The 25,876-nt window shown below is 71.1% G+C and carries 22 protein-coding genes; 9 read left to right on the forward strand and 13 right to left on the reverse strand.

What is annotated here, in order from left to right; all coding sequences use genetic code 11:
• Positions 1-231: 231 nt before the first annotated feature.
• The 6 genes from ACFQBR_RS26755 to ACFQBR_RS26780 form a co-directional block, all read right to left on the reverse strand.
• Positions 232-1,590, reverse strand: a complete 1,359-nt coding sequence (locus ACFQBR_RS26755) for a hypothetical protein (RefSeq protein ID WP_378554709.1) — start codon at positions 1,588-1,590, stop codon at positions 232-234.
• The gene (locus ACFQBR_RS26760; RefSeq protein ID WP_344184023.1) at positions 1,578-2,246 is read right to left on the reverse strand and encodes a hypothetical protein; all 669 of its coding nucleotides are present in this window, start codon (positions 2,244-2,246) and stop codon (positions 1,578-1,580) included. Before ACFQBR_RS26760 ends, ACFQBR_RS26755 begins: the two co-directional genes overlap by 13 nt.
• Positions 2,247-2,327: 81 nt before the next feature.
• Positions 2,328-3,584 carry a hypothetical protein gene (locus ACFQBR_RS26765; protein WP_344184024.1) on the reverse strand — a complete coding sequence of 419 codons (1,257 nt, stop codon included), beginning with the start codon at positions 3,582-3,584 and terminating at the stop codon, positions 2,328-2,330.
• 71 nt (positions 3,585-3,655) lie between these two features.
• The gene (locus ACFQBR_RS26770; protein ID WP_378554711.1) at positions 3,656-5,341 is read right to left on the reverse strand and encodes an ABC-F family ATP-binding cassette domain-containing protein; all 1,686 of its coding nucleotides are present in this window, start codon (positions 5,339-5,341) and stop codon (positions 3,656-3,658) included.
• 245 nt (positions 5,342-5,586) lie between these two features.
• Complete coding sequence (locus tag ACFQBR_RS26775; RefSeq protein ID WP_344181638.1) at positions 5,587-6,225, reverse strand: NUDIX hydrolase; 639 nt, start codon at positions 6,223-6,225, stop codon at positions 5,587-5,589.
• 30 nt (positions 6,226-6,255) lie between these two features.
• The gene (locus tag ACFQBR_RS26780) at positions 6,256-7,773 is read right to left on the reverse strand and encodes a hypothetical protein (RefSeq protein WP_344181636.1); all 1,518 of its coding nucleotides are present in this window, start codon (positions 7,771-7,773) and stop codon (positions 6,256-6,258) included.
• Between the two features lie 528 nt (positions 7,774-8,301).
• Between ACFQBR_RS26780 and ACFQBR_RS26785 the strand changes: the two genes are divergently transcribed.
• The 3 genes from ACFQBR_RS26785 to ACFQBR_RS26795 all read left to right on the forward strand — a co-directional run bounded on the left by ACFQBR_RS26785 (position 8,302) and on the right by ACFQBR_RS26795 (position 13,265).
• Complete coding sequence (locus ACFQBR_RS26785; RefSeq protein WP_344181634.1) at positions 8,302-10,137, forward strand: ABC transporter ATP-binding protein; 1,836 nt, start codon at positions 8,302-8,304, stop codon at positions 10,135-10,137.
• Complete coding sequence (locus tag ACFQBR_RS26790; RefSeq protein ID WP_344181632.1) at positions 10,134-11,906, forward strand: ABC transporter ATP-binding protein; 1,773 nt, start codon at positions 10,134-10,136, stop codon at positions 11,904-11,906. The genes ACFQBR_RS26785 and ACFQBR_RS26790 overlap by 4 nt, the downstream gene beginning before the upstream one ends.
• Before the next feature lie 390 nt (positions 11,907-12,296).
• Complete coding sequence (locus tag ACFQBR_RS26795) at positions 12,297-13,265, forward strand: TIGR03557 family F420-dependent LLM class oxidoreductase (RefSeq protein ID WP_267949254.1); 969 nt, start codon at positions 12,297-12,299, stop codon at positions 13,263-13,265.
• 78 nt (positions 13,266-13,343) lie between these two features.
• Here the strand turns inward: ACFQBR_RS26795 and ACFQBR_RS26800 are convergent, their stop codons facing one another.
• Positions 13,344-13,865: a restriction endonuclease gene (locus ACFQBR_RS26800; RefSeq protein ID WP_378554737.1), complete on the reverse strand. Its 522-nt coding sequence runs from the start codon at positions 13,863-13,865 to the stop codon at positions 13,344-13,346.
• 350 nt (positions 13,866-14,215) lie between these two features.
• Between ACFQBR_RS26800 and ACFQBR_RS26805 the strand changes: the two genes are divergently transcribed.
• Positions 14,216-15,196, forward strand: coding sequence for a bile acid:sodium symporter family protein (locus ACFQBR_RS26805; RefSeq protein ID WP_344181628.1), 981 nt, complete (start codon positions 14,216-14,218; stop codon positions 15,194-15,196).
• A gap of 65 nt (positions 15,197-15,261) precedes the next feature.
• Here the strand turns inward: ACFQBR_RS26805 and ACFQBR_RS26810 are convergent, their stop codons facing one another.
• Together ACFQBR_RS26810 and ACFQBR_RS26815 are read right to left on the reverse strand one after the other, a co-directional pair.
• On the reverse strand, positions 15,262-16,203 hold the full coding sequence (locus ACFQBR_RS26810) for an SRPBCC family protein (protein ID WP_344181626.1): 942 nt from the start codon (positions 16,201-16,203) through the stop codon (positions 15,262-15,264).
• Positions 16,200-16,445, reverse strand: a complete 246-nt coding sequence (locus ACFQBR_RS26815; RefSeq protein WP_267949257.1) for a hypothetical protein — start codon at positions 16,443-16,445, stop codon at positions 16,200-16,202. The genes ACFQBR_RS26810 and ACFQBR_RS26815 overlap by 4 nt, the downstream gene beginning before the upstream one ends.
• A 260-nt stretch (positions 16,446-16,705) precedes the next feature.
• Here ACFQBR_RS26815 and ACFQBR_RS26820 point away from each other — a divergent pair, with 260 nt between their 5' ends.
• Positions 16,706-16,981, forward strand: coding sequence for a hypothetical protein (locus tag ACFQBR_RS26820; protein ID WP_344181624.1), 276 nt, complete (start codon positions 16,706-16,708; stop codon positions 16,979-16,981).
• 86 nt (positions 16,982-17,067) lie between these two features.
• Here the strand turns inward: ACFQBR_RS26820 and ACFQBR_RS26825 are convergent, their stop codons facing one another.
• On the reverse strand, positions 17,068-17,514 hold the full coding sequence (locus tag ACFQBR_RS26825) for a nuclear transport factor 2 family protein (RefSeq protein WP_344181622.1): 447 nt from the start codon (positions 17,512-17,514) through the stop codon (positions 17,068-17,070).
• A 468-nt stretch (positions 17,515-17,982) separates the two neighbouring features.
• Complete coding sequence (locus ACFQBR_RS26830; RefSeq protein ID WP_344181621.1) at positions 17,983-18,201, reverse strand: hypothetical protein; 219 nt, start codon at positions 18,199-18,201, stop codon at positions 17,983-17,985.
• 814 nt (positions 18,202-19,015) lie between these two features.
• Here ACFQBR_RS26830 and ACFQBR_RS26835 point away from each other — a divergent pair.
• From ACFQBR_RS26835 to ACFQBR_RS26850, 4 genes are all read left to right on the forward strand, one after another.
• Entirely contained in the window at positions 19,016-19,261 is a 246-nt protein-coding gene (locus ACFQBR_RS26835) for a hypothetical protein (protein ID WP_378554717.1), read from the forward strand.
• 37 nt (positions 19,262-19,298) lie between these two features.
• A complete protein-coding gene (locus ACFQBR_RS26840) occupies positions 19,299-21,899 on the forward strand; it encodes a TPR repeat domain-containing protein (RefSeq protein ID WP_344181617.1) in 2,601 nt (866 codons plus the stop codon).
• A gap of 40 nt (positions 21,900-21,939) precedes the next feature.
• Positions 21,940-22,467: a hypothetical protein gene (locus ACFQBR_RS26845; RefSeq protein WP_378554720.1), complete on the forward strand. Its 528-nt coding sequence runs from the start codon at positions 21,940-21,942 to the stop codon at positions 22,465-22,467.
• A 459-nt stretch (positions 22,468-22,926) separates the two neighbouring features.
• Positions 22,927-24,516, forward strand: a complete 1,590-nt coding sequence (locus tag ACFQBR_RS26850) for a 3'-5' exonuclease (protein WP_344181613.1) — start codon at positions 22,927-22,929, stop codon at positions 24,514-24,516.
• Positions 24,517-24,597: 81 nt separating this feature from the next.
• On the opposite strand, the gene ACFQBR_RS26855 is transcribed toward ACFQBR_RS26850, so the two are convergent.
• Both ACFQBR_RS26855 and ACFQBR_RS26860 read right to left on the reverse strand, forming a co-directional pair.
• Positions 24,598-24,855 carry a DUF397 domain-containing protein gene (locus tag ACFQBR_RS26855; RefSeq protein WP_330156200.1) on the reverse strand — a complete coding sequence of 86 codons (258 nt, stop codon included), beginning with the start codon at positions 24,853-24,855 and terminating at the stop codon, positions 24,598-24,600.
• Positions 24,852-25,700 carry a helix-turn-helix domain-containing protein gene (locus tag ACFQBR_RS26860; RefSeq protein ID WP_344181611.1) on the reverse strand — a complete coding sequence of 283 codons (849 nt, stop codon included), beginning with the start codon at positions 25,698-25,700 and terminating at the stop codon, positions 24,852-24,854. The genes ACFQBR_RS26855 and ACFQBR_RS26860 overlap by 4 nt, the downstream gene beginning before the upstream one ends.
• Positions 25,701-25,876 lie beyond the last annotated feature (176 nt).

Raw genomic sequence — 25,876 nt, forward strand, 5'->3', positions numbered from 1 at the left:
GCGCCACACGGCGCAATTCGTACGAAAGCTATGAGGACCCCGGGCTCGCGCCCCCGGTCCGGACACCGCGGGTGACCACGCGGCCCGGCGCCCGGCCGCCGCGCAGACGGGCCGGGTCGCTCCCCCTACCCCCCGGGGGAGCGGCCCGGCCTCCCGCCGGGAGCGCCCGGGGGGACGGACCCGGTGGACGCCGCCGACAGGGCACGACCGGGCGGACAGGAAGCCCGGACCTCAGACACCGACCCTGTGTCGGACCAGCTCGAAGGCAGTGTCCGGCGTGTAGGCGGTCCTCGTCCAGAAGTCCCCGGCGTGGGCGGGGCCGCCGCGCGGCCCGGGTGAGGCCGGCCCGGCGAGGTAGCCCCTCCGTCTCCCCTTCCGCCGGTCCACCGCTGCCGAGCACCGGGAGCACAGGTGCCACGACCGCCGGTCGGGCCCCCACCCCGCCCGACGCCGACCGGTCGCCGGCCCGTGCAGCGCGTTGGCCTCGCACGGGGCATTCAGCGGGCTCTCCGGATCGTCCAGGAGCTGCTCCCCGTAGCGGACCAGGACGACGGCGCAGACCAGCGCGGTGACCGGCATCCCGGGCGACCGGGCGATCAGGCCGGCCGCGTCGTAGGCCTGCCGGGCGCCGACGGCCCCGGCGTGGTCGGAGGGCAGCCGCTCGACACGCCGGCGGAGGCGTCCGAGTTCGAGGGCCAGGAGGGGGCGGACGAACCAGCGCCGGGGCCGCGCCGGCGCCATGTGCACGCGGGTCCTGGCGGAGGCGGGGACCTCTCCGCCCGTGAGCGCCGCGTCCCGGCGGCCGGACCGCACGGCACCGCGCAGGCCCAGGAAGGCGGCGGCAGACACCACGCCGGCCGCCACCCCGTACGGGAGGGACCAGGGCACCAGGAAACCGCGGAGGAGGGAGGAGCGGCCCCCGTCGGGCGCCGCGTCCTGATCCGGGGCCCCGGGCCGGGTCGTGAACTCCATCGGGGCCCAGAACATCTCCGCGTCCGGGTCCGGGGTGATCCCGGTCGACGCCGCGGGCCCCGTCGGGGCGTCCTCCAACCGGTCCAGGACCTGGTCGGCCCTGCCCACCAGGCCCTCGGAGGGGTCGAGCAGCGCGGGTTCGACCTCCGGGGGCCGCAGAGTGCTGCCGAAGGCCTCCACCGCGATCCGGCTGTCGACGGTCAGGGCCACGTACACCCCGTCGCGCCCCGAAACCTCGTGCAGCGCGTGCAGGAACAGCGACGGCTGCCCCCCGGTCTCGTCGGAGGGCACGGACGGATACACGACCACGTGGACGGGGTGGTCCGCGAGGGGAGGCGAGCCGAGCCGCGCTCCGATCCGTTCCAGGTCCTCCTCCGACCAGTGGCCGACGGTTCCGTGGTGGACATAGAGGGGCGCCCGCTCCAGTTCGGCGGCCACGCGCTCCACGCGGGCCAGGTCCCCGATCTCCCCGACGGTCGTCGGGGGGCCCGTGTCTGCGGCCGCCCCGGGGGCGGCCGCCGTCCACACCGCCAGGCAGCAGGACGTGAGGAGGACCGCGCGAAGGAGTCTCCGGAGGCCGAGGTACGGCGGACACGGGGCGCGGTTCACCGCTTCCACCGCCCTGCCGTGCGCTGCCCGGCCACGCAGGCGGCGACCAGGCCCCACCCGGCGAAGAGCCCGGCCGAGACCCCCGCTGCCCCCGGCCACACGGACCCGGGGGCGGCGTCAGGCCCCGGGCCGTCCCCGTGCCCGTCGGACGCCGCGTGATACTCCGCCTCGGCTGCCAGGGCCATCTCCTCCACGTCGGGGTGGTCCGCCACCCGCAGGACGTGGTTCAGCTTGTCGGCGGGGTGCTCGTGCCGGACCCCCGTGTACGAGGCGTGGTCCACCGCGGCGCCGGGGATCCCCGACGCGTCGAGGTTGGCCCGGCCGATCATCGCCGTGTCGAGGGAGAGGACGAGGACCGGGTCGGCGCTCTCCTCGGTGGAGATCCGCGCGATCCGGTCGAGGGTGCCGAGGTCGGACACCCCCGAGACCACCAGCATGCTGAGCCGGACATCGTAGCCGTCGGCGACAGCGCGGAGGCCGTCGGCGGTCTCCTCCCGGTCGAGGACCCCGGCGAGCTCCTCGTCCACGAACACGCCGTCGTGCTCCTCCAGCATGAGGGCGTAGAAATCGCCCACGGGGTCGGCGTGTGCGGGGGCGGACGCCCCGACCAGGACGGCCGACAGGGCCGCCAGGGCGAGGACCGGAAGGAGCGGGGGAGGGATCATGTGCGGTCCTTCGGCTCGGGGCGGGGCTCCAGCTCGTCCGCGCAGGGGCCGCCCCGCTCGGGCCCCGCGCGTACCGTGCGGTCAGACGCCGCGCCGCTTGCCGCGGTGCCCGCCTTGCATGACGCGCCCCGGAAGGCCGGAGCCGAGGGTTCCGTATCCGGTCGCCGCCCATACGCTCTCCTCGGGCGGCACCGCGTAGTAGGGCAGGGGGCGCGCACCGCTGGAGTCCGGCACGGCGGCGGGTGTCCGGTGCGCCCGGACCTCCTTGCGGCACGCGCGGCAGGCCAGGACCCTGACCGAGTCGAACGAGGCGGGGGCGCGCCACCGGACGTGGGCGGTCCCGCCGTGGTGCCGCGGGTCGAAGAAGCAGTGCGGGGGAGGGGGCCCGCCGTCGAGGGCCGCGTCGCACATGTCGAGGAGGACGTGCGCTCCGACCAGGTCGGACATGTCGTCGGCGGCGTCGAGGACCTTCGCGGCGGCGTCGTAGGCCTCCAGCGCTGCCCCCACCTGCCCCGGGCCGGAGGTGTGGGACGCCACGCGCTGACCGCACCCGGTGAGGCGCTCGGCGAGCCGCTCCCGGTACTCGTCCTGCTGGGCCCGGTCGACGGTTCGCACGACCTCCTCGGTCAGGGGTGCCACGCGGACCGGTCTGCGCGCCCAGCGCAGCACCAACCGCCAGGCCCCCGCGCAGAGCAGCACGCCCACGAGGACGGAGGCCGCCGCGGTGAGGACGGAGGCCCAGCCGGGGGCCCCGGTCGGACCCCCCCGCTCCACGAGGTCGACCGCACGGCCGAGGCGTTCGTCCAGCGGGGCGCCGATGAGGCCCCGGTCGGCGTTGACCGCCTCCGCCGTCAGCCGGGCCGGGTCCTCCTCCCGGTCCGACGCCCCGCCCGTTCCCGAGTGCAGGCCGTGCAGCGTCTCCCCGTCCCGGCCCACGACGAAGAAGTGGCCGTCGGCGTCGGAGTGCCGGGCCAGGTCGGCGACGTAGTCGTCCAGACCGGCGTCCCGGCCGATGAGGACGACGTACACGGGGACGTCCGCCCGGGCCAGGCGTGCGCGCAGGGCCTGCGCGTCCTGCTCGGCCAGGTCGCCGGCGTGCAGGGGGCCGACGTAGAGGGGGTCCTCGGACAGGGCGGCCGCCCGGACCGTGGCCATCTCCTCGTAGCTCCAGTCCCCGGCCGCGGCCGGGGACGTCGGTCCGAGGGCGCACAGCACGGCGAGGGAGACAGGGAGGAGCGCCCGCACCGCCCGCGTCCCGGGTCTTCTCCGCCCGCCCGCGGGGGCGGGCTCGGAGGACGCCGGGGGCAGGGGGCGTGCGGGCCGTGGGGGATGCGGCATGGGGATTCTCCGGTGGATCCGGGGGATTCCCAGGAGGATACCCCCCCGCCCGGGCCAGGGACGCGCCCGCCCTACCTCGCGCGGCGCACCCGGGCCTCGTCCCACACCGGCTCGGGGGCCTCGTACACGCCCCCGTCCGCGCCGAACACGACGAACCGGTCGAACCCCCGCGCGAACCACCGGTCGTGCGTGACCGCCAGGATCGTGCCCTGGTAGGCCTCCAGCGCCGACTCCAGCGCCTCCGCCGACACCACGTCCAGGTTGTCCGTCGGCTCGTCCAGCAGCAGCATGGTCGTCCCCGACAGCTCCAGCAGCAGCACCTGGAACCGCGCCTGCTGGCCGCCGGACAGCGTGTCGAACGCCTGCTCCGCGGCCGGCGCCAGCTCGTAGCGGTCCAGCGCCCGCCCCGACTCCTCCCGCGGGATCCCCCGCCGGGACCCCTCGCCCCGGTGCAGGATGTCCAGGAGCGTGCGGCCCGCGAACTCCGGGTGCTCGTGGGTCTGCGCGAACCACCCGGGCAGCACGCGCGCGCCCAGCCGGGCCGTCCCGGAGTGCTCCACGGAGGGCACCCGCGCCCGCTCCTCCTCCGACAGCGGGGTCGACTCGGGGGCGCTGCCGCCCCCGGCCAGCAGCCGCAGGAAGTGCGACTTCCCCGACCCGTTCGAGCCCAGCACGGCCACCCGCTCGCCGAACCAGACCTCCAGGTCGAACGGGCGCATCAGCCCCGTCAGCTCCAGCCCCTCGCACACCAGGGCCCGCTTGCCGGTGCGCCCGCCGCGCAGCCGCATCCGCAGGTTCTGCTCCCGGGGCAGGTTCTCCGGCGGCCCCGCGTCCTCGAACCGGCGCAGGCGGGTCCGGGCCGACTGGTACCGCGAGGCCATGTCCGAGTTGTAGGACGCCTTCTGCTTGTAGGTGGCCACCAGCGCCCTCAGCTTGGCGTGCTCCTCGTCCCAGCGCCGCCGCAGCTCGTCCAGGCGCTCGAACCGCTCCCGGCGCGCCGCGTGGTAGGTGTCGAAGGCGCCCCCGTGCGTCCACGCGGTGTTGCCCGCGGCGCCCAGCTCGACCGTGACGATGCGGTCGGGGACCCGGCTCAGCAGCTCGCGGTCGTGGGAGACGAACAGCACGGTCTTGGGGGAGGCCAGCAGGGCCTCCTCCAGCCACCGCTTGCCGGGCACGTCCAGGTAGTTGTCCGGCTCGTCCAGCAGCAGGAGCGGCGACGGCCCCCGCAGGAGGGCCTCGATGACGAGGCGCTTCTGCTCACCGCCCGACAGGGTGCGCACCTCGCGCCACCTGCAGCGCTCGTAGGGGACGCCCAGTGCGGCCGTGCAGCACTGGTCCCACACCACCTCGGCCTCGTAGCCCCCGGCGTCCCCGTAGCGGGCGATCGCCCCGGCGTAGCGCATCTGCGTCTTCTCGCCGTCGTCGACCATCATCGCCGCCTCGGCGGCCTCCACGTCGGCGTGCGCCTCGCGCACCGCCGCCGGGGACACCGACACCAGCAGCTCGTGCACGGTGGTCTCGTCGCGCACGTGCCCGATGAACTGCGGCATCACCCCCAGCTCGCCGTCCAGGGTGACCGCTCCCTCCCCGGGGCGCTGATCGCCGCGCACGATCCGCAGCAGGGTGCTCTTGCCCGCGCCGTTGGCCCCCACCAGCGCCGTCTTGGAACCCTCGCCCACCCGGAAGGACACCGCGTCCAGCAGGACCCGCCCGTCGGGAAGGGTGTGACTGACCTGGTTGACGTCGATGTAACCCAAGACCGCTCTCCACGTGGGGTTCTGCCGGGACGCGCGGGGTCGCCCGGCGCGTCCCGGAAGGCTTCCACGCCCCGCTCCGCGTCGGCAACCCGTTTTCCGCGGGGCGCGGTCCCGCCCGTCCGACCCGGCTGCCCGGCCCGGCTGCCCGGCCGCGCCGCCGGGTCAGCCCGGGGTCCCGGGGGAGACCCCGTCCAGGCCCTCGCCGAGAGCGGCCACCGCCGCCCGGCCGGGCTCCGCCGCCGGACTCAGTCCAGGAGCCCGTGCATCCGGGCGCGTGTCAGGACCGCGATGGTGAAGGCGTCGGTGATCCGCCCGTCGCGGACCATCTCCTCGGCCTCGCCCGGGGACACCACCAGGGACCGGCGGAGCCCCTCCCCGACATCGAGCGGGCCCAGCGACGCCACCCGCGCGGCCCACAGCCGGGCGTGCCCGCCGAACAGCCCCGAGTCCGGGTGCACGGAGCCCAGGTCGAACAGCTCCGAGGCCTCCGTGCCGAGCTCCTCGCGGAGCTCGCGGCGCACCCCCGCCTCGCCGGGCTCGCCGTCCTCGCCGAACCCGCGCGGGGCCTCCACGTGCCAGGCCCGGGTGGCGTGCCGGAAGTGCTCGACCAGCACCACCGAGTCGCCCAGCAGGGGGAGGACGACGGCGCCGGGCTCCCGGTCCGAGCCCAGCACGCGCACGTAGGCGCCCAGCCGGCCGTCCGGGAAGCGCACGGCGTCCCGCACCACCGTGACGTACTCGTCCGCGTAGACGACGCCGACGCTCCCGCCCGCGCGCTCCCGCGCCTTGGCCACGTCCTCCGGGTCGGTGAGGATCTCGATCCCCCCGGAGAGGTTGGCGAACTCCTCCGGGCGTGAGGCGCGCAACGCGGTGTAGGGATCCACGGGTCTCCCACGGTCGGTCCCGTCCAGGGGTCACTCCTCGTCGTTGACCTGCTGGTCGGAGGGGCGTCCGGCGACACGGTCGTCGGCGTGGACCCGGCCGCGGTCCTCCCTGAACAGACGGACGATGTCGTCGAGGTCGCTCTTGGCGTTCCCCAGCCGCATGGTCGGAAACGTGATGCTGTGGGACAGGCTCCTCGCGGCGGGCGAGAACCGGTCGCGGAACACCAGGCGGGCCACCAGCGGTGCCTGGGCCGCGGCCACCCCCAGGCCCGCCAGGACGAGGTTGTCCTCCGACAGGACGGTGACCGTCATCCCCGGCGCCTGGAGGACCAGGTCGGTGACGATCGAGCGGGGACCGCCCCGTCCGGCCGCCGGACCGCCCAGCCTGCGCGCCGTGCGCAGCATCTGCGCGTGCGACCGGGCCGCGGCCCTGGTGAGCTCCGCGAACTCCTCGGCGTCGGGGACCCGGTCCCAGCTCAGGCCGGTGGTCAGGCGGCCCACCGCGTCCGTGTAGGCCCTCCACTCCGCGCTCGCCCTGAGCCGGACGACGGCCTGCAACGACAGGTCCGTGTAGGAGTTGGGCCCGTCGAGGGCGCGGTACAGGGTGTCGGCGTAGACGCCGCGGAAGGTGGTGAGCAGGCGGGCCAGGGCCTCGGGGTCCGCCTCGGGCCCCGCGCCGTCCAGCTCCTGGAGCACGCTCCGCGGGGGCGACTGGGGAGGGGTGTGGGCGTTGGCGCCGCCCAGGGTGGGCAGGGCCGTGTTGTACACGAGGTCCACCAGGTGCTTGACGGGCACGACGTGGTCGCCCTCCCGGAGCAGGCGCTCGTGCGGCAGGGTCCCCTCCCGGGTGAGGAAGCGCTGGTAGACGGTGCTGCGGGTGACCTGCCCGGTGTCCTGCTCGGCCCCGGCCGCGAAGGCCGCGACCTCCCGCAGCAGGGTCCGGCGCATGTCGTCCACCTGTTCGCGCGGCAGGTCCAGGCCCTCGGCCAGCCGGTGGGGGTCGAGCTCGTGGACGCGTGCCACGCGCTCGGTGAAGAACCGGTTGGTGTCGGCCGTGAAGGCGGAGTTGGCCTCGTCGTCCCAGGAGTAGCGCAGGCAGGCGGGACGGGTCTGGCGCACGAGCTCGGTCCACGCGTCGAAGACGCCGTCGTCCACCGTGAACGCGGGCCTCTCGTCGGCCGACCGCTCGTAGAGCAGGTAGGGGATGATCGCGCGTTCGTCGAGCAGGGTGGCCAGGGCCGCCCGCTCCCCGGGATCGCACCCCGGGGCGTAGTGGCGGTTGAGCACCGGGTTGTTCAGCAGGAAAGCACGGTTGACGAGCAGCGTTCCGCTGTTGACCAGTGCGCGGCGCAGCTCCGCGCCGGCTGCGGCGTCGACCTCGTCCGTGCCGTCCCACGGCCTGGCGTCCTGGCGCTCGGCCGCCAGGCCGGGGGGCATCCACTGGTTGTCCAGGGCCTGGGCGAAGGCCGGGGCGTCGGGCAGGTCGTCGAAGCCCAGCCTGGTGCCGTCGTCGGGGGAGCGGTCGTCGGTGACGGGCGGAGGGGGCATGGGGGCGGCCCTTCCTCGGGAAGTGCCCGCGGGGCGGAGCCGGGGCGGAGTGGCCGACCCGCGGACCGGGAGGGCCTCCCCGTCGCCTCTCGGACAGCGGGGGCTCCCGGAGAGCCCCCGGAGGCCTTCGCCCCCCGCTCCGCGGCGGCCCGCTCTCCACGCGACGCCGTCCCGTCCCGCGGCGCGGACCGGCGCACGGGCCGACTCGGCCGCTCCGGGAACACCGGCCGCGCCGGCCCCGGTCGGGGGCGTCCACGCCGTGTGCCCACTCCTGCGAGCGGGGCGGACCCCTCCGGCACACCACGCTCCGGACAGCCGCCGGAAAACCTGTCGCCTCCCGAGCGGTTCCCCCGTAACGTCCTCCTCGCAGAACCTCCGGCTCCGTCCACCCGCAAGGCACGGCAGTGACGGCGTGCCGGGGCTCGGGAGCGGCCGGGCAGTAAGCATCCGCAGCCGACCAGGAGAAGAGATGCCGAGCACCCGTTCCCGCGACACGAGCGCCCGCAACCCCGGCGACGAGGACCGGGCGTGACCGCGGACACGAGCCTGCTGCCGCCCCCGGCGACGCGGTGGGTGCTCCCCGCACTGGTCCGCTACTCCTTCTCCGTGGCACCTGGCGCGGCCACACTGACCACGGTGCTGGCCGTTCTCGCCGGTGCGGCCCCGGTCGGCATCACCATCGGGATCGGCGGGCTGGTGGACGGGCTCACCCCGGCCATCGGCCAGGGGCTGGACACCCCGGCGGCACGGGAGTGCTACCGCTGGGTCGCCCTCGTCGTCGCGCTGTTCTTCCTCGCGCATGTCACCGAGTCGGCGCGGACGGCTCTGGGGCGGGACCTCGGCCGGCGGGTCACCGGCCGGCTGAGCGAGCGCGTGATGACGGCCGCCTCGGAACCGGCGACCATCGGCCACCTCGAGGATCCGGCCTACCTGGGCCGTCTCGCGCGGGCGCGGGGCAACGGGACCATCGACATGCCGCCCGGTGAAGCGGTCTTCGGCTTCTCGGCCAAGGCCTCCCTGTGGGTGACCGGCGTCGGCTCCGCGGCTCTGCTCACCCAGGTCACCTGGGGACTGGGGCTCATCGTCTTCGCCGTCTTCGCCGTGCTCCACGTCCGGCTGGTCCGGAACTACCGGACCGCCGTCATCGAGACCGTGAACCAGACGGAGAAGCTCCGCCGTACGTCCTACCTCCGGGATGTGCCGACCACGCCGGGCGCGGCCCGGGAGGTGCGCCTCTTCGGTCTCACGTCCTTCTTCCGCGACGCCTACCACGCGGAGTGGCGCGTGAACATGGCGGAGGTCTGGCAGCGGCGGCATGAGCACCGCCTGTTCGTCGTCGTGGTCGTCGTGGTCACCGGCGTCACGGTCGCCTCGGTGCTCTACTACCTGGCGTACCGGGCCGCCACCGGAGGCACGACGGTGGGCGACCTGGCGCTCGGCGGCCTCGCCCTGCGGGCCCTGCTCCAGGTGCTGCGAGCGGACGAGGACGACCTCCGCACCGGCTTCGGCTCGAAGGCGGCCGCCGAGGCGTTCGCCTTTCCGGTCGCGGAGTCGCCGGACGGGTCGGACACCGCCCCCTGGGCCGCACCGGTCGCGGCCGTCGCCTGTGAGGACCTGCGCTTCCGCTACGGCAGCGCCGCGGACGAGGTGCTGCGCGGCATCGACCTCGACATCCCCGCTGGCCAGTCGCTCGCCGTCGTCGGTCTCAACGGGGCCGGCAAGACGACGCTGGCCCGGCTCCTCGCCGGCCTGGACGCTCCGAGCGGGGGGTGCGTGCGCGTCGGCGGGACTCCGGTCGAGGGCGCCGACCGCCGCAGCTGGCAGCGCCAGGTGGTCGCCGTCTTCCAGGACTTCGGCCGCTACGAGCTGACCGTGCGGGACAACATCGCCTTCGGTTCCCTGACTCACGCGGACGACGAGGCGGGCCTGCGGGCCGTGGCGAGGCAGGCCGGACTGCTGGAGTTCATCGAAGGACTTCCGAAGGGCTGGGACACGGTGATGTCCGGTGGGTACGCGGGCGGGGTCGACGCGTCGGGCGGCGAGTGGCAGCGCATCGCCATCGCCCGCGCGCTGTTCGGCCTGCGGCACGGCGCGCGGCTCCTGATCATGGACGAGCCAGCCGCGAGCCTCGACGCACGCGCCGAGGCCCAGCTCTACGACACGTTCCACGAGCTGACCGCAGGGGCCACGACCGTCGCCATCTCCCACCGGTTCGCGACCGTGCGCAAGGCCGAGCGGGTGGTCGTGCTCGATCAGGGCCGGATCGTCGAGGACGGCGCGCACGACGACCTGATGGCCGCCGGCGGCAGGTACGCCGAGCTGTTCCGCCTGCAGGCGAAGCGCTTCGAGGAGGCGTCGTCGTGATCGGCGCACTGCGCTTCGTCCTCACGGCCGGTCCACGCATCGACCGGTTCCGTTCCCTGGCCGTGGTGGCGGTGGCGATCCTCGAACAGGCCACCGGGATCGGCCTCGCTGTGGCGATCGGGCTGTTCAGCGAGGCGGCGAGCGGGCATTCGACCAGAGGCCTGGTGGTGATCGCGCTGTGCACGGCGGTCTTCGTCATGCTCACCCAGGGCACCTTCATCGCCGGCTACTTCACCCGCCTGCGCCTGCAGGAGGAGATACAGAACGAGGTCGAGCACCGGTTCATCGACGTGGTCGGCACGACGCCGACCTTGGAGGTCCACGAGCGTTCGAGCCGCTCCGACAAGGCGGCGGTGGTCCGCGGTGCGCGAGGCGAGATCGGGCCGGGCTTCGACCGGCTGATGTGGCTGGCCGGAGCCGCGCTGGCCCTGATCGCCTCGGCCGTCCTGATGGCCTCGGTCGTCCCCGTCCTGGCCGTCCTGCCGCTCTTCGCCGTCCCCGCGGTGCTGGCCACCCGGGCGGCGGACCGGAAACGGGGCCGGGCCGTGGAGCGTGCTGCGCCCCGGACCCGGCTGGCCGACCACTTGTTCACGCTCGCCACGACGGCCGCACCCGGCCGCGAGACCCGCCTCTTCGGCCTGGCGGGCGAGCTGCGGCGCAGGCACCGCGAGGAGTGGGACTCCGGAGGCCGGGACATCGCCGGGACCGACCGGCTGGCCCGGGTACCGGTCGCACTGGCCTGGATGCTCTTCGTGCTGGCGTACGCTGCCGCCGTCGTCCTGATGGTGCGGGCCGGCCTGGCCGGCGATGCCCCGCTCGGCCTCATCGTCGCGGCCGTCGCCGTCAGCAGCCAGATCACGGGCCAGGTGCAGGGTTTGCTGAACCTGTCCTTCTGGACGCTGGAGTCGCTCCGGGCGACCCGGGCGTTCCTCGACGTGGTCGAGGACGGCGCCGTGGAGCGGGCCGCCGTCGTGCCGGCCGCGCCGGTGGCGGTGCCCGCCCGGCTGGAGGGCGGCATCGAGGTGGAGGGGCTCGGCTTCCGGTACTGGAACCGCGATCGGCCCGCGCTGAGCGGCATCGACCTCGCACTCCCGGCCGGCGCCGTGGTGGCCCTGGTCGGTGAGAACGGCGCGGGGAAGTCGACGTTCGCCAAGATGCTCAGCGGTCTCTACCGGCCCGGTGAGGGGCGCGTCCTGGTGGACGGCGCCGATCTCGCGCAGTTCGCCCCGGACGAGTGGCGCGCCCGGATCACGGCGGCCTTCCAGGACCCGGTGCACATCGAGATGTCCCTGCGGGACGCGGTCGGGCTGGGCCGGCTCGAGCACCGCGCCGACCCGGAGCGTGTCCTCGAGGCGCTGCGGACGGCCGGCGGCGACAAGCTCCTCGCCTCGCTGCCCGAGGGCCTGGACACCCGGCTCGGGCGGAGTTCGTGGGACGGCGAGGGGCTGTCCGGCGGCCAGTGGCAGACGGTCGCCAACGCCCGGTCGGCCATGCGGCGGGCGCCGCTGCTGCGGATCCTGGACGAGCCCACCGCCAGCCTCGACGCACGGGCCGAGGAGTGGCTGTTCCAGCAGTACGCCGACCTGGGCCGCCAGGAGGGCGGCGTGACCGTCCTGGTCACGCACCGCTTCACGACCGCCCGGGCGGCCGACCTCATCGTGGTCCTGGACGGCGGCCGCGTCGTCGAAACCGGTGACCACGACGCGCTGGTCCGGGCCGACGGGCTCTATGCCGAGCTGTTCCGCCTCCAGGCCCGGTACTTCGTCTGACCGGGTGTGCCGGACCTGTGGTGACGGAGGAGGCGGCCGTCCGTGTCGCGATCGGGGAGAGCCCGCGCCTGAGGAGGACGGGTGAGGTTGTCCGGAGGGGTGCGGCGCCCGGCCCGTTGCCGTCCGCGCTCCGTCCACCGTGGGCGGGGCGGGCCCTGCCGGGCACGCCCGGACGCCGTTGACCTGCCCGAAAACGGTCGCGCGGGCCCGGAGTCCGGGAGCGGGACCCACTGTGTGTCGGAGCGCCGCCGACGCCCCGCGCGGTAGTTGTATGGGTGCTCGGGGAGAGGGGACGGGGGCCGGGGCGTCCGTCCGCCACCCGTACGTGAACGGGGCCGGGCCGGGGGAGTGCGGCCGGGCGCCCGGGACCACCACCGAGCAGGGGGACGCATGCAGATCGGGTACAAGCTGGCGACCGAGGCCTTCGGGCCCGAGGAGCTCATCCGGCAGGCGGTGCTGGCCGAGCGCGCCGGGTTCGACTTCGTGGAGATCAGCGACCACTACCACCCCTGGCTGGACAACCAGGGCCACTCACCGTTCACCTGGACCGTGCTCGGCGCCATCGCGGCCAGGACCGAGCGGATCGGGCTGGTGACCGGGGTGACCTGCCCGACGGTGCGCTACCACCCGGCGATCATCGCCCAGGCCGCCGCGACCCTGGCCCTGGTCTCCCAGGGGCGCTTCGTCCTCGGCGTCGGCTCCGGGGAGCGGCTCAACGAGCACGTCGTCGGCCAGGAGTTCCCCGACTCGGTCCACGTGCGCCACGACATGCTGCGCGAGGCCCTGGAGATCATCCGCCTGCTCTGGAGCGGCGGCTACCAGTCCTACGAGGGCGACTACCTGCGCCTGGAGGACGCCCGCGTCTTCGACCTGCCCGACACCCTGCCGCTGATCGCCGTGGCGGCCAGCGGAGGGGTGTCGGCCAGGCTCGCGGCCGAGTTCGGCGACGGGCTGTTCGCCACCGAGGCCAAGGGCGAGATCGTGCGGGACTACCGCGACGCCGGCGGCGACGGTCCGGGCTACGCCGAGGTGCCCATGGCCTGGGCGCAGGACGAGCACACCGCCGCGCAGGCGGCCCTGGAGACCTCCCGCTGGGCCCTGACCGGGTGGAAGGTCATGAGCGAGCTGCCCAACCCGGTCAACTTCGCGGCCGCCACCACCACGGTCCGGGAGGAGGACGTCCTGGCGCACTTCGCCTGCGGGCCCGATCCCGAGCGCTACGTCGAGGCCGCCCGCAAGTACGTGGACGCGGGCTTCGACCGCCTGGTCATGCAGAACGCGGGGCCCGACCCCGACGGGTTCGTCGACTTCTACCGGCGCGAGCTGGACGGACCCCTGCGCGCGCTCTCCCCGTCCTGAGCCGTGCCGTCCGCCGGGCCCGCAGTGCCCGGCGGACGGCGGGGAGCGCGAGGCTCAGGCCCGCGGGGACCGAGCCGCTCAGGCCCGCCGGGGCTCCGGCACCTCGACGCCGCCCATCCACCGCGCCAGTCCGTCCCGGTCCACCAGGACCATGTGCTCCGCGCCCTCGCGGGCCGCGGCCTCGGTGAACCCGTTGGAGGCCACGAAGATCCCCTGGTAGCCCTCGAAGCTGCTGTTCAGGATCCCGATGAAGGCGCGGACGTCGTTCGGGGGCACGGGGTGGCGCCACCGCTTGCACTGGACCACCACCTCGCTCCCGCCGGGGGAGCGCGCGGTGATGTCCGCCCCGCCGTCGTCGGCCCCGCCGACCACGATGACCGCCGTGTAGCCGTGCACCCGCATCAGGCCCGCGACGTACTCCTCGAACTCCGTGCCGGACATCAGGTCCAGCTCCGACAGGTCGGTCCGCGCGAGCGCCCGCCCCTCCCGGGTCCTGCGCACACGGCCCACGGCCCACCAGGACAGGGCGGCCACCGCCACCGCCGCCGCGACCCACAGCAGGGGCCGCGGGGCGCTCTGGGCCACCCACGCGCCGACCATGAGCGCCACCACCGCGGCGAGCACGGCGCCGTGCCGGTGTCTCCACACGAACCGTCGTTCCCTCGTTCCGACGTCCACGTTCCTCCTGGGGGCAGGGGTCCTCTGCCGGACCCCTTCCCCGGGAACGCCGTTCCTCACGGGGATCCGGGCCGCGTCCCTGTGGCGGTTCCCACGGCGCCGGGCGGTGCGGAACGGGACGACACGGGGTCCCGTCCCTGGTCCGCGGGCACCCCGGACGAAACACAGGCGTCACCGGCGGACTACCATGGCCGCGCGGTGCCGACCGGCAACGGCGGCAACCGTCCGGGGACAGTACCCACCGCCCCCGGGGCACACACGGAAGTAGTCCGATGACGGTCATCAAGAACATCGCCGACTTCGTCGGCCGGTGGTTCGCCCTGCTGGTCCTGGCCGGAGCGGTCGTGGGCCTCGCGGTCCCCGACCAGGCCGCGCTCGTCGCCCCGCACGTCTCCCTGCTCCTCGGCGTCATCATGTTCGGCATGGGACTGACGATGCGCCCTGTCGACTTCGCGATCGTCGCCAAGCACCCCAAGGCCGTCGTCCTCGGCGTCCTCGCCCAGTACACGGTCATGCCGCTTCTGGGCTGGGGCATCGCCCACGCGCTCGGCCTGCCGCCCCTGCTGGTCGTCGGCATGGTCCTGGTGGGCTCCGCGCCCGGAGGCACCGCCTCCAACGTCATCGTCTACCTCGCCCGCGGCGACGTGGCCCTCTCGGTGGCGATGACCTCCATCTCCACCATGCTCGCCCCGTTCGTGACCCCGCTCCTCGTGCTGGGCCTGGCGGGGTCGTCCCTGCCCGTCTCGGCCTCCGACCTCTTCCTGTCGATCCTCCAGGTGGTCCTCTTCCCGGTCGTCGCCGGTCTGCTGCTGCGCATGGCGGCGAAGCGGTTCGTGGAGAGGATCCTGCCGGTCCTGCCGCTGGTGTCGGTCGTGGGCATCGTCCTCGTCGTCGCCGCCGTGGTCGGCGCCAACGCCGACGCGGTGCTGTCCACCGGACTCCTCGTCGCCCTGGCCGTGGTGCTGCACAACTCCCTCGGCCTGGGTCTGGGATACCTGGTCGGCATGGTCGGCGGGATGCCCGAGAGCGCCCGGCGCGCGGTCAGCGTCGAGGTGGGCATGCAGAACTCCGGCCTCGCCGCCGCCCTCGCGACCGCGCACTTCGCCCCGCTCGCGGCGCTGCCCGCCGCGCTCTTCTCCGTGTGGCACAACCTGTCGGGCGCGCTCGTCGCGACCTACTGGGCCCGGCGCGCGCCCCGCGACGCGACCGGCACGGAGGAGGCCGCTTCCACGGAGGCGTCGCCCCGGGACTGACCCGCAGCGGCACGGAGGGACGGCCCGGTCCGGGCGCCGTCCGGGGCCTCCGCCCGGCGGGCCCGCTACGACGCGGCGGCCTGGGCGATGGCCTGGGCACTGCCCCGCAGCATGTTCCGGCTGATCCACCGGAGCATGCGGTTGGCGATCCGGCCCCGCACGGCGTTGGGCCAGTCCATGAGCAGGTGCAGTCGGGCGTGGTCGCCGACCGGTTCGACGACGATCCGGACCCTGCGGGGGGTCCCGGAGTCCGGGTCCCGCGTCCAGGTGACCTCGCGGTCGGGGACGCTGTGCGTGACGGACTCCCGGCTTGTCTGCCCCGACATGGCGGTCAGCTCCACGACACCGCCGCCGAGCTGCCGCGACGACATGGCGGACGGCTCCCACTCGCTCCGGCGCCCCGGGTCGCTGACCAGATCCCAGACCCGTTCCGCCGACACGGGCACCTCGAGGTCGTAGGTCGTGTACTCCCGCCCTTCGGGCGGCTGACCGTCGGCGGGGGAGCTGTTCGCCGGGGACGGCTCGGGGATCTCCAGGGCCTCCAGCGGCTCATCGAGGTCGCGCCGGAGCTTGTCGGTGTCCACGTCCAGCTGGTCCAGCAGCCTGCGCACCCGGCCGCCCTCGTCGTCGATCAGCGCCGCGAGCAGGGGTGCGTCGCCCCCGCTCCACGGGCAGTCGAGCTCGATCTCCTCCAGGCGGGGGTTGAGCGGAAGGAGCCCCGGCTGACCACCACCGGAGGGGGGCGGCACGGGCACGTCGATCCCGAGCAGGGCGAGATCCTCGCGGAGGATCCCGTCGATCGCCGAGCGTCCCTCGGACAGGTTCACCCCGGCGTTCATGAGCAGACGGGCGCCCGGGCCGCCGTTGACGAGTATCCCCAGGAGCAGGTGCTCGAAGCCCACCTCGTACCGGCCCGCGCGCGCCGCCTCACGGCTCGCGGCCTCCTGGATCGCGGCCCGGTCGTAACTCCTGCTGAGCAGACCCTGCTTCGGCGACGGGTTCGTCATCCTTGTCCTCTTTCGGTCGCTTCGATATGACGCAGCCGTTTCCCGTACTTCTTGTGGACGGCCTGACGGGTCACCCCGAGTGCGGCGGCGATGGAGGACCACGACTCGCCCGAGCGCAGAGCCTCCTCGACCTGCCGCAGTTCCAGGGAATCGACCACCGCGCGCAACGAGGCGACGGCACGCAGCCCCTGTACGGGGGTCGACGTGTCCGATGCGACGGCTGCCAGTTCTACCGCGTCCATGCTGTCAACCTAGGTTGCGCGACCTTGGCTGTCAACCTAGGTTGCGCACGTGTGTCGGTGCGCGTCCGCGCAGCCGGGAAGAAGGGCGCTCCGGGTGTCATGGGGGTCGAAAACGCCCAAAGGGACTGTTCTGTCGCCTTCGGTGTCGAAGCGCTACCCGTGTCGGACGGGGTTCATGTGTCCTCCACATGGCCTGAACCGGACACGGCTCTTCCTGTGATCGGCGCACGACCCAGCGTGATTGTTGTCAGGCTTGACGTATGCCTGAGCAACGACGTCCGCTCTTCATCCCCTGCTCCGGGTTCCTCGCGCTCGCCCTCACGGCAGCCCTGGGAAATCCGCACATGCTCCTCACTCCCTGCGCGCCTCCCACGCAGACCGCCGCCCCGGCCCCCGCCCCCGCCGATCAACGGGAGACGGCCGCCCGCCGCCGGGCCCGCGGCGGACACGACCGCGTCCGCGCGCTCACCCGCTGTCCCCGGCCCCCGAAGCGCCCCCTGGGTCGGGTCCCGCACCCCCGCTGCCACTTCGACTGACCCCCACCCAGACGCCGGCGCCCGGGGCCGTGGCGGACCCGGGCGCCGGCCCCCAGGGGGTGCCACGGTGCGCCGACAAAGCGCCCTCAGGCGTCCGACCCCGGGATCGCGCAGGCGTCGGCGACGGCGGCGGTGTCCCAGTAGAAGGGGCGCACCTCCGTGATGAGCCCGCCCTCCACCACGACCGTCTGAAGGATCGGGAAGCCGATCCGCCGCCCGGTCTTCCGCGCGCGTGCGCGCACCTGCGTCAGCACCACGAGCGGCTCCCCCGGGGAGAGGAACCGCTGCTCCACCATGGCGAAGGACTCCCAGGTCCGGCTCATTGCGGTGAAGAACCGCTCCATCCCCCGGTGTCCGCGCCAGGTGCCGCCGTACGGCAGCCCCTCGGCCTGGTGCAGCACCACGTCCTCGGAGAAGTAGGGCGCCAGCTCGGCGAAGTCGGCCCTGCCCGGGCCGCCCGCCGCCAGGTAGCGGGCCTCGGCCGCGTACATGCCCTCCAGCACTGCCACGCCGTCTGTCGGTGTCGTCGTCATCCCAACACCCTGCCAGCAGGGGCCGCGCGTGTGCTGGCGGCAATCGGACACCGCGTTCGGAGGGAGAGCGGTTCCACCGCTCCGCCCGCCCCGAACCCCGGACGTCGGCCTCCCCGCCCCGGCCGTGGGAGAAGATGCGGGGGCACCGCATAGAAGTCGGGGTTCTGACACGAACACCCTCTGGGCCTCTGAGCTGCACTGTCAGCGTTGTGAGCCCGTTCGACTGTGGAACGAACACCCGAGGGACAGGCCGACAACCGCTGACAGGGCGACTCCGTCAGCGGGCCGTTGGCCGGGCAGGGGCGTGCGTGTGCGTGTCCTCGGGTCAGCCCCGGCCGGGAGGTGCAGGCCAGGCCCCGGAGGTCGGGAACCCGGGGCCGCGGCCGTGACCGGTCGGCCTTCACGCGCTGCCGTCGAAACACCTGCAGCGGGCCTGCACGGAGTCGGACACCGCGCCGTGCAGTGCGGTCAGGTGAGCAGCACCGCCATCAGGACGAGGCCGACGAGCAGGCCCAGGAAAGCGGTTTGCCACGGGAGGACGCGCAAGGGTCCGGTCGGCGTCGCGTGGGTGCCCAGCCCACCCTCCTCCCGGAGCCGGGCGAGCTCCGACAGGGCTTCGGCGGCACGCCGCTCCTCGTTCCGCGCCCGCTCCCGGTGGAGGTCGCACTGGCCGGCCAGTTCGGCCACCGTCTGCTCGAGCTCCTGTTGGACCTGCAGGAGTTCGCTCTCCCGGGCCTCTGCCTCCTGACGCGCACGGACGAGCTCGTCACGCGTTCCGGCGACGCGCCGCTCTTCCTTATCCGGCGCGGTGGCATCTACTGGATTTCCGACCGCCTTCTCGTCCTGCCCCTGACTACGACCGGGAGCCGCATCCGCAGCGCCCCGTCGTGGTGATCAGCGGCAACGCCGAGAACGACGCCTGGCCGATCGTCTCGGCGGTGCCGTGCTCGAGCCGGTCCTCCCGTAATACCCGGTAATGCGTGGGACTCAGCCACGGTGCCGACCACGTGCAGAGGAAGTGCTGGGTCCGCGTGGTGGCCGCGCAACCGGTGGCCAAGGACCACATCGGCGACCTCGTCGGCCATTCCCGACCCCTCTGCTGGAGGAGGTGTACGCGAACCTCGCCGAGTACACGGGCCAGGTCTGAGCCTTATGCGAAGGACGCATCGCATCTTGTGGTCGAACTGGAACGAGGTTGTCAGCGCGTGTTCACTACGAAGACCCTCTGCTCAACCCTGCCGAGAGCGCAGTAATGACGAGGGGCTTGGTTCCTGCGGTGGCCGAAACCGGCCATTCTCGCCATAGGGATCTTCTGACCAGCTCTTTTGGAAAATATGTCATTCGATGTGGATGTGCTTACTCATGGTTATGGCTGCTAGCTTACGGAATATCCCTGTTCTGTGCCCCTGACCGGAGGAGTTCCCCGATGACAGACGAGGTCGGCGCCAATCCGATCGAGGCTCTCGAGGGCGGGGAGCTCGCCGAAGTCCTTGCTGAGGCCATGGCAGGCTTGGCCGACATGTTCGACCTGGTCATGGAGGACGCGGAGACGGTTGCCCAGCGCGACGAGGTCTCCTCGGCCCTTCGCGCCTACAAGGAGGAGTACGCTCCCGCTCTCGTCGAGATGCAGGAACACGGACTGCAGCTGGCCAACAACATCCAGGCAGGGGCGTCCCGGACAGCCCTCAACGACCTGGAGGCCGCAGAGGAGTACAAGACGCCCTGGGATCTCGACGTCAACTTCTGACCCCTTTTTCCTGCCTCCCCGTCTGACGAAGCGAGCCATGGCCACTTTCGACCTCACTTTTCAGGCCCGCACCACCAGCGCCAACCCCGAAGCGATCAGGGCACGTGTAGAGGAGCTGAACCTCCTCCAGGATCGGTTGATGGGACGGGCCGACGACCTGACCGGACAGTTCAACTCCACAGCCACACAGTTCACCGACATCCTCGGCTGGAACATCAAAGGGCTGTCCGAGGAGGACTACCAGTACTGGAAGGACGCCGGGGTGGCGATCGCCTACGCCGCATCCCAGCTCGAACAGTGGGCGCAACACGTGGAGGAGTTCAAGGAGGAGCGCGAGGCCCAGAACTCCGAGTGGTTCGACTTCCGCACCTCCAAGGAGGGTGAGATCCCGGCTGACTTCCAGGGTCAGACCATCACCGCCACCCATCCCGAGCGCGGGGGTGTGTTCGGTATCAGTGACGCCAGCAAGTGCCGCGACATCTACGACGAGGTCGCGACGAAGCTGGCCGCACTCCAGGAGCGCGAGCGCACTAACTACCGGAACTTCGAGGACCACGCAGAGGAGGTCGCCGAGGACCTGCGGGAGGGGCCGACCAAGGCCAACGTGCAGGCCCTCATCGACGCCGGTATAAATCCCTGGGCCTTCTACAGCCTCGACCCCAACCGGTACACGATGCTCGTGGACGGCCAGGAGCTGACCGAGGAGAACGCCCAGGAGTTGGCCGACGAGCTCTCGCCCTACTGGTCCGGCGACAAACCCCTGGACGAGAACTACCACGAGCTCATGCTCATGATGAGCATGATCACCACCAACGCCATGCAGGCCCAACAGGGCGGCACCGGCTACCGCTCTGAGGAGATGGACTTCCTCGACGCGTTCTACGACGAGCTGGAGCGCAGCCAACCCGGAGGTGTCATCGACATACCTCCTTCGATGGAGGGCGACCATCTGACGGACGAGGAACGCGACCATGCGCTCGGTGTACTCGGCGACGGCCTCCTCGCGCTCTCGGACCACCGCGTGGGCGGAGGTTACGACGACCTGCCGGCCAGCGTCCGGGAGGCTGCCGAAGGGCCGCACCTGGCTCCTTCCGGCAGCACGCCGCCCTCGTCCCACACCTGGGCAGAGGATGCCCGATCCCTTGCCGCGATGCTGGGGAACGCCCACGAGTCGATGGAACCCGGATACGGGCTCTCCATGACCCTGAGCCTTTCCATGGGCATGTACTCGGACGAGTACTCCGAAGGCATGGACCAGTTCATCCCCGAGGAAGACGTCCTTGCGCTCCTGGACGTGGCCAACCGCAACGAGGATGCGATGCACGACCTCTTCGCGGGGGTCGAGAACGAGGACGGCGAACGCGAACCCTACGTACACCCCAACCTCATGCGAACCCACGAGGACGAGGACGGCCAGTTCCAGCGGTTCAGCCCGCACACCGAACAGTGGGGTTCCTCCGAGGACATGATCAACACCGCTGTCGAGGGCCTCTTCACCCACCCGTGGGAAGACGGAGGAGAGATTGTGGGCGACATGATCGAGTGGATCGCCCAGGACGCGCTCAGCGAGGACCAGGACGTGCAGGACCGGGCCGGTCGTGCGGCAGCCGGTTTCATCGGGATGATCACCACCGAGGAGATGCAGGAAGCGCTCACCAACACCGGTGTCGACGTCACCGAAGGCGGGGACGATTACAATGATGCGAGCTTCACCGCCTTCAATACGCACCTCGCCGAGGATCTCGGTGATGTCTTCGATGCTTACATTTACAGCTTCGCTGGAGGCGAGATTGTAGAAGCCAATGACGATACCGTGCCGCTCACAGGGGTCGGTGAATACGAGTCGAGCTACAATGGTTTCACCATCGGGCCTCAGGAGAGGGCTGCGTATCTGCAGTACCTGATGGGCAACGACGACAGTGCGATCAGTGCGATCAATTCTGCCTCTGCCTATCAGAGTCTAGAGATGGAGGCGTACCTGGAGACAGGGGACCAGTACTCCACATCGAGGGGTGCGTCCACCCTCTACTCCCTCATCGAGGTCGCCCTTGAAGCAGAAGCTGAGAACAGAAGGCTTGATCTCCAGGGAACCGAGGACAGAAAAGAGCAGCTCTACACTTTTGCACTGGAGAAGGCTGGAGAGTATTCAGCCAAGATTCCTGTTGTCGGAGAGGGTATCAGCAACGCCTTAGGGCTTGGCTCGGAATGGCTGACCGGAAAGCTCATAGACGAGGATATATCTACCAGTCCGAGGTATCCGATGAGCGATAACCTTGAAACCAGGGAGCGGGAGCACCACCTAATTTTTCTGGAGCATATCGCGAACTCGGAGAATGTGCATATCGACCGGCGTGCGCCCCAAAGTTTTATCGATGAACTTGAGGGATTCGGTGTCATCGAGGTGGGCTCGGACGGTTCTGTCGTTGTTGAGATGGACCCTTCAGAGTGGTCGATCAGCAGCGCTCCAGGAAATGACATGGATGCGTTGGACAATGCACTGGCGGGTGCTTTGAACGGAACGCAAATATCCCCGACTGAGCGAGAGACGGCCAGTGCCGAGGAGATGGCTGTTACCTTCTCCGGGGTATATGATGCTCGTTATGAACTCATCAAGGCGCACGCTGTGAGGGGAAGTTGAGGATAGAGACAGGAGGATGGGTCGGTTGAATAAAAAAAATATGAGAAATCTGTTTTTTTTCCTCTCCTTCTTTTTCCTTTCCGTCCAAGGATGCTCTTCGGTGGGTGGAGTCGGTGGCAGTGTGCCGACAGAAGAGCCCTCGGAAGAAGAGTCGTATGTGAACATGGAGCGGGTGGCTCTGGTGGCCAATGTGGCAACATTCGACAGGATGATAATCGAAGGAAACCCCGATGAGATATTTTCCAGGGCTGCCGACGAAGATGTCGAAGATAAGCTCCTGAATGCAGGAGTCATCTCTGTCGATGGAGAAATTTATCGTGTCGAGACCGACATTTCCGAATGGGATGTGACGTCTGGTCCAGTGGCCGTGGAGACGTCCATGGCGGCTGTGGAGTCGGGGCTGGGAGATATCCTGAACCACAACGATGTCACCTGGTGTGGAACGCCTGCCCGAGGTGACAGGTTCGTGACGGCTTATCTTGACCGCTATCGGGACGCCTTCGCCACGAACGAAGAATACATGGCCAGCATCGATGACTATGTCGACTGCGGTACCGGTCGTCCCTAGAGGCAGGCTCCACCGCCCTAGGCAGGCCGGATGGAAACTTTTCCTCCGTTCTGTGCCCCGCCTGTTCTCCTCCATGGGTACCTTCCGGATCGCCAATCCGTGCATGCCCCGGAAGAGTGCGAAAGGCCTTGCAGTCGTGGGAACCACCCCTCTGGTGTCAAACACCACCCCGTATGAAGAGGCCTCCGGGCTAACACCCGTCACAGACCCCGTCCGGGCCGCTGGAGGACCGGACCAACGCGGCGGCACCGATCCGTTCAGGGAGACCCGTCCCGTTCTGCGCACCGGGGACCAGTTGCCCCCGGAGTCTCCACACCGAGAGCGCGCTCCAACCGCTGTGGAAGCAGTTGGAGGAGATGAACATCGAGCCGGTCGGCGCCTGACCGGTCCGTCCTTGCCGACCGCGCCTCCCCAGGGGAGCCGCGGCCTCCCCTCTCCCTTCCCCCACCGGAGGCACACATGTTCACGCAGGGCCACCTGACCCGAGGCCAGGGCCACGACCCGAGGCGGATGCTCTTCGCCGTCCTCGACATCAGCACCACGGGTTACGAACCAGCCCGAGGGGACCGCATCCACGAGGTCGCCGTCGTACGGATGCGCGGCGACGGCACCGTCGTGGACGAGTACTCCACACTCGTCAACCCCCAGCGCCCGGTGCCCTACGACGAGCACTCCGAGATCACCGACACCCAGGTCGGCAGGGCGCCCGCCTTCGACCGCGTTGCCGGAGACCTGCTCGCCTACCTGTCCGACGCGGTGGTGGTCGCCCACAACCTCGACCACGAGGACCGCTTCCTCGACAGCGAACTGAGGCGGCTCGGCATCCGTGCTACCGATGTCCCCGGCCTGTGCACCCTCCGCCTCATGCGCACCCAGCTGGACACGTTCCCCTACAAGGGGAGGCACCTCTACCGGCTCATGACCGGGGACTGGCCCGCCTGGAACTCCAACGCCCTGGCCAACGCGCGCCAGCGCGCGCACATGCTCCGCACCGTCATCGACCAGAGTCCGGTACCCCTGAGCTGGACCGGTCCCGACCACACCGCCCTGCCCGCGGTTGCGCGCACCGGCGTCATCGCGCCGCACATCGTCGGGTTGCGCAAGGGGGAGGAGGGGTGGCTGGCCAACCTGGTGGCAAGCCTGCCCGACATGAACCCCTCTCCGCGTCCCAACCCGCAAGGGGCCGCCGCCTACCGGTCGATGCTCGGCCACGCTCTCGCCGACGGGAAGATCGTGGGGGAGGAGGCGCACCAGCTCGCCGAGCTCGCCACGGGGGCCGGGTTCACCCAGGCCACGATCCGCCAGGTCCACGAACAGGTCCTGCTGGAGGCCCGCAGCCGTGCCGAGGCTGACGGGGTGGTGACCACCGCCGAGCTCCGTGAACTGGAGAAGGCGGCCAAGGCCCTGGGCGAGGGGCACGCCATCCAGGACCTGCTCCACATCGCACGGAAGGAGAAGGAGCGCAGGAACGGCCCGCTCAAGGGGTGGCGGATCGTCCCGGTGGGGGAGTCGGCCGCGATCAGCGCCGTCGTGGAGCATGCCGTGGTGCAGGGGGCGACCATCGGGGTCAACGTCTCCAAGACCGTCCGCCTGGTGGTCGCGGAGGAAGAGGCCGACCCGAAGGTCCAGCAGGCCCTCCAGGCCGGACACCAGGTCGTGACGCCGGCCCAGGCATGGGAGGTGCTCAAGGCGGCTTCCTACCGGGCGGACCGAAGCCTGTTCGAGGACGGCGAGAGTGCTCAGGTGGCGGCCCGGATGAACGCGGAGCGCGAGGAGCGCGCCGCCGAGGGCCAGCAGCCCTGGCAGGCGTGCTGGCGTCCCCGTGAGCTCACGGAGCGGGAGTACCACCGGGAGTTCGTCGCTCCCCACGCCGCACGTGACCGGGTGGCCAGGCAGGCTGTTCCCCAGAGGCAGGCCGCGTCACGGCAGGCTGTTCCGCGACAGGCGGTGAAGCAGCAGAAGGGCGGCGGGTGCGCCGGCGCGGCGCTGTTGTTCATGGCCACCGGAACGGCGGCAACAGTGGCAGCCTCGGGTGTGTGGCCCTTCTAGCCGACTCGCCCGCTCACGTGTTCGGCCCCGCCTGCTGGCTCACAGCAGGCGGGGCGGAGGGCGGAATGCTCTGGGGGAGTGTCAGGGGAGGTCTCTCCGCGCGGTGCCGAGGAAGGCCTGCCACTCGGGGGCTGCGAAGAAGAGCGCGCCCAGTTCGCGGTGTTTGGTGTCCCGAACTCCGGTGACCGGCCCTTCCGAAACCTCCACGCAGGCGCCCCGATCGTTGGTGTAGCTCGCTGTGTGCCACAGGGAGGTCGGTGCGAGTGGCATTGGGGCGCGCCCTACCTCAACGCAGTTGTTGTCCCCTCCGCTGTAGCTGGACTTGAACCACTGAATCACCGGAACTCCCTTGCCAACGCGTCGATGTACTCCATCGTGTCAGATGGCGGAAGAGCCGACTGACGCAGGCTTTCGAATGCGTCTCTGTAGCGGCTGACGCTCTCGGAGCTCTCCAGATACAGGTCGCCCATCATGCCTTCGATGTAGACGACGTCTGGATACAGCTCCTTCGGGAACGAGAAGACGGTGAATGCCCCTTCCATGCCAGCGTGCGTGCCTGTGTGGAAGGGAAGGAGGCGCAGAGTTGCTGTTGAGGTTCCAGCGACCTGGTGCAATGTCTGGAGCTGTTCAATCATGACCTCGCGTCCACCCACATTCCGCCTGATGGCAGCTTCATTGAGAACGAAGTCCAGGTGGAGGGGCTTCTCTCGCTCGAGGACCCTCTGACGTGCCATGCGGGCGGCGACGCGGCGTTCCACACTTTCGGAGTCGTAGCTCGGACGTAGGGCCTGGATGACGGCACGCGCGTATGACTCGGTTTGGAACAGGCCAGGAACGAGCTCTGAAGAGTAGTACCGGATGAGGTGGGCTTCGTCTTCCAAGGCAACGAACGAGCCCGTGAAGACGTCTTGGTAAGTGGTCCACCAGCCGCGTTTCTTGGAGTCCTTCGCCAGTTGGATGAGGGCCTCACGTTGCGGGCTTGCCACTCCGTAGAGGTCGAGCAACCCTTGAATGTCCAGCCAGTTCACTCGAGGGCTGCGCGCGTTCTCCAAACGGAAGAGCTTGGACACGTGCCAGTCCATGCTGGCGGCAACCTGCTCCTGGGTCATCTTCGCCCCGGCGCGAAGCTCCCTCAGGTCCTGCGCCAGCCGATACTGGCGCACGGTGGGGATCGGATCAGCCATCTCATCCTTCGTTCATAGACGTCGTGACTTTACTCTGCCATGCCTTTGAACTGCGCTTATGGATGGAAAAAGGAACTTGGAGGATAATCTACACGCCTTCAAGATGCAACCTTGTAAGTTGATGCCTTCTGGGTTTAACTGTAGTCAGCTCAGCGCTCTCAGTGTTGCGGAGGGCG

The organism is Nocardiopsis tropica (genome assembly GCF_042660575.1).
In the GTDB taxonomy this organism is placed as follows: domain Bacteria; phylum Actinomycetota; class Actinomycetes; order Streptosporangiales; family Streptosporangiaceae; genus Nocardiopsis; species Nocardiopsis tropica.

Bases quoted from the DNA above. Each gene is read 5' to 3' on its own strand.
- ACFQBR_RS26760 (WP_344184023.1), bottom strand. From the start codon at position 2,246: ATGATCCCTCCCCCGCTCCTTCCGGTCCTCGCCCTGGCGGCCCTGTCG.
- ACFQBR_RS26765 (WP_344184024.1), bottom strand. From the start codon at position 3,584: ATGCCGCATCCCCCACGGCCCGCACGCCCCCTGCCCCCGGCGTCCTCC.
- ACFQBR_RS26780 (WP_344181636.1), bottom strand. From the start codon at position 7,773: ATGCCCCCTCCGCCCGTCACCGACGACCGCTCCCCCGACGACGGCACC.
- ACFQBR_RS26795 (WP_267949254.1), top strand. From the start codon at position 12,297: ATGCAGATCGGGTACAAGCTGGCGACCGAGGCCTTCGGGCCCGAGGAG.
- ACFQBR_RS26800 (WP_378554737.1), bottom strand. From the start codon at position 13,865: ATGGTCGGCGCGTGGGTGGCCCAGAGCGCCCCGCGGCCCCTGCTGTGG.
- ACFQBR_RS26805 (WP_344181628.1), top strand. From the start codon at position 14,216: ATGACGGTCATCAAGAACATCGCCGACTTCGTCGGCCGGTGGTTCGCC.
- ACFQBR_RS26810 (WP_344181626.1), bottom strand. From the start codon at position 16,203: ATGACGAACCCGTCGCCGAAGCAGGGTCTGCTCAGCAGGAGTTACGAC.
- ACFQBR_RS26815 (WP_267949257.1), bottom strand. From the start codon at position 16,445: ATGGACGCGGTAGAACTGGCAGCCGTCGCATCGGACACGTCGACCCCC.
- ACFQBR_RS26820 (WP_344181624.1), top strand. From the start codon at position 16,706: ATGCCTGAGCAACGACGTCCGCTCTTCATCCCCTGCTCCGGGTTCCTC.
- ACFQBR_RS26825 (WP_344181622.1), bottom strand. From the start codon at position 17,514: ATGACGACGACACCGACAGACGGCGTGGCAGTGCTGGAGGGCATGTAC.
- ACFQBR_RS26835 (WP_378554717.1), top strand. From the start codon at position 19,016: ATGGCAGGCTTGGCCGACATGTTCGACCTGGTCATGGAGGACGCGGAG.
- ACFQBR_RS26840 (WP_344181617.1), top strand. From the start codon at position 19,299: ATGGCCACTTTCGACCTCACTTTTCAGGCCCGCACCACCAGCGCCAAC.
- ACFQBR_RS26845 (WP_378554720.1), top strand. From the start codon at position 21,940: ATGAGAAATCTGTTTTTTTTCCTCTCCTTCTTTTTCCTTTCCGTCCAA.
- ACFQBR_RS26850 (WP_344181613.1), top strand. From the start codon at position 22,927: ATGTTCACGCAGGGCCACCTGACCCGAGGCCAGGGCCACGACCCGAGG.
- ACFQBR_RS26860 (WP_344181611.1), bottom strand. From the start codon at position 25,700: ATGGCTGATCCGATCCCCACCGTGCGCCAGTATCGGCTGGCGCAGGAC.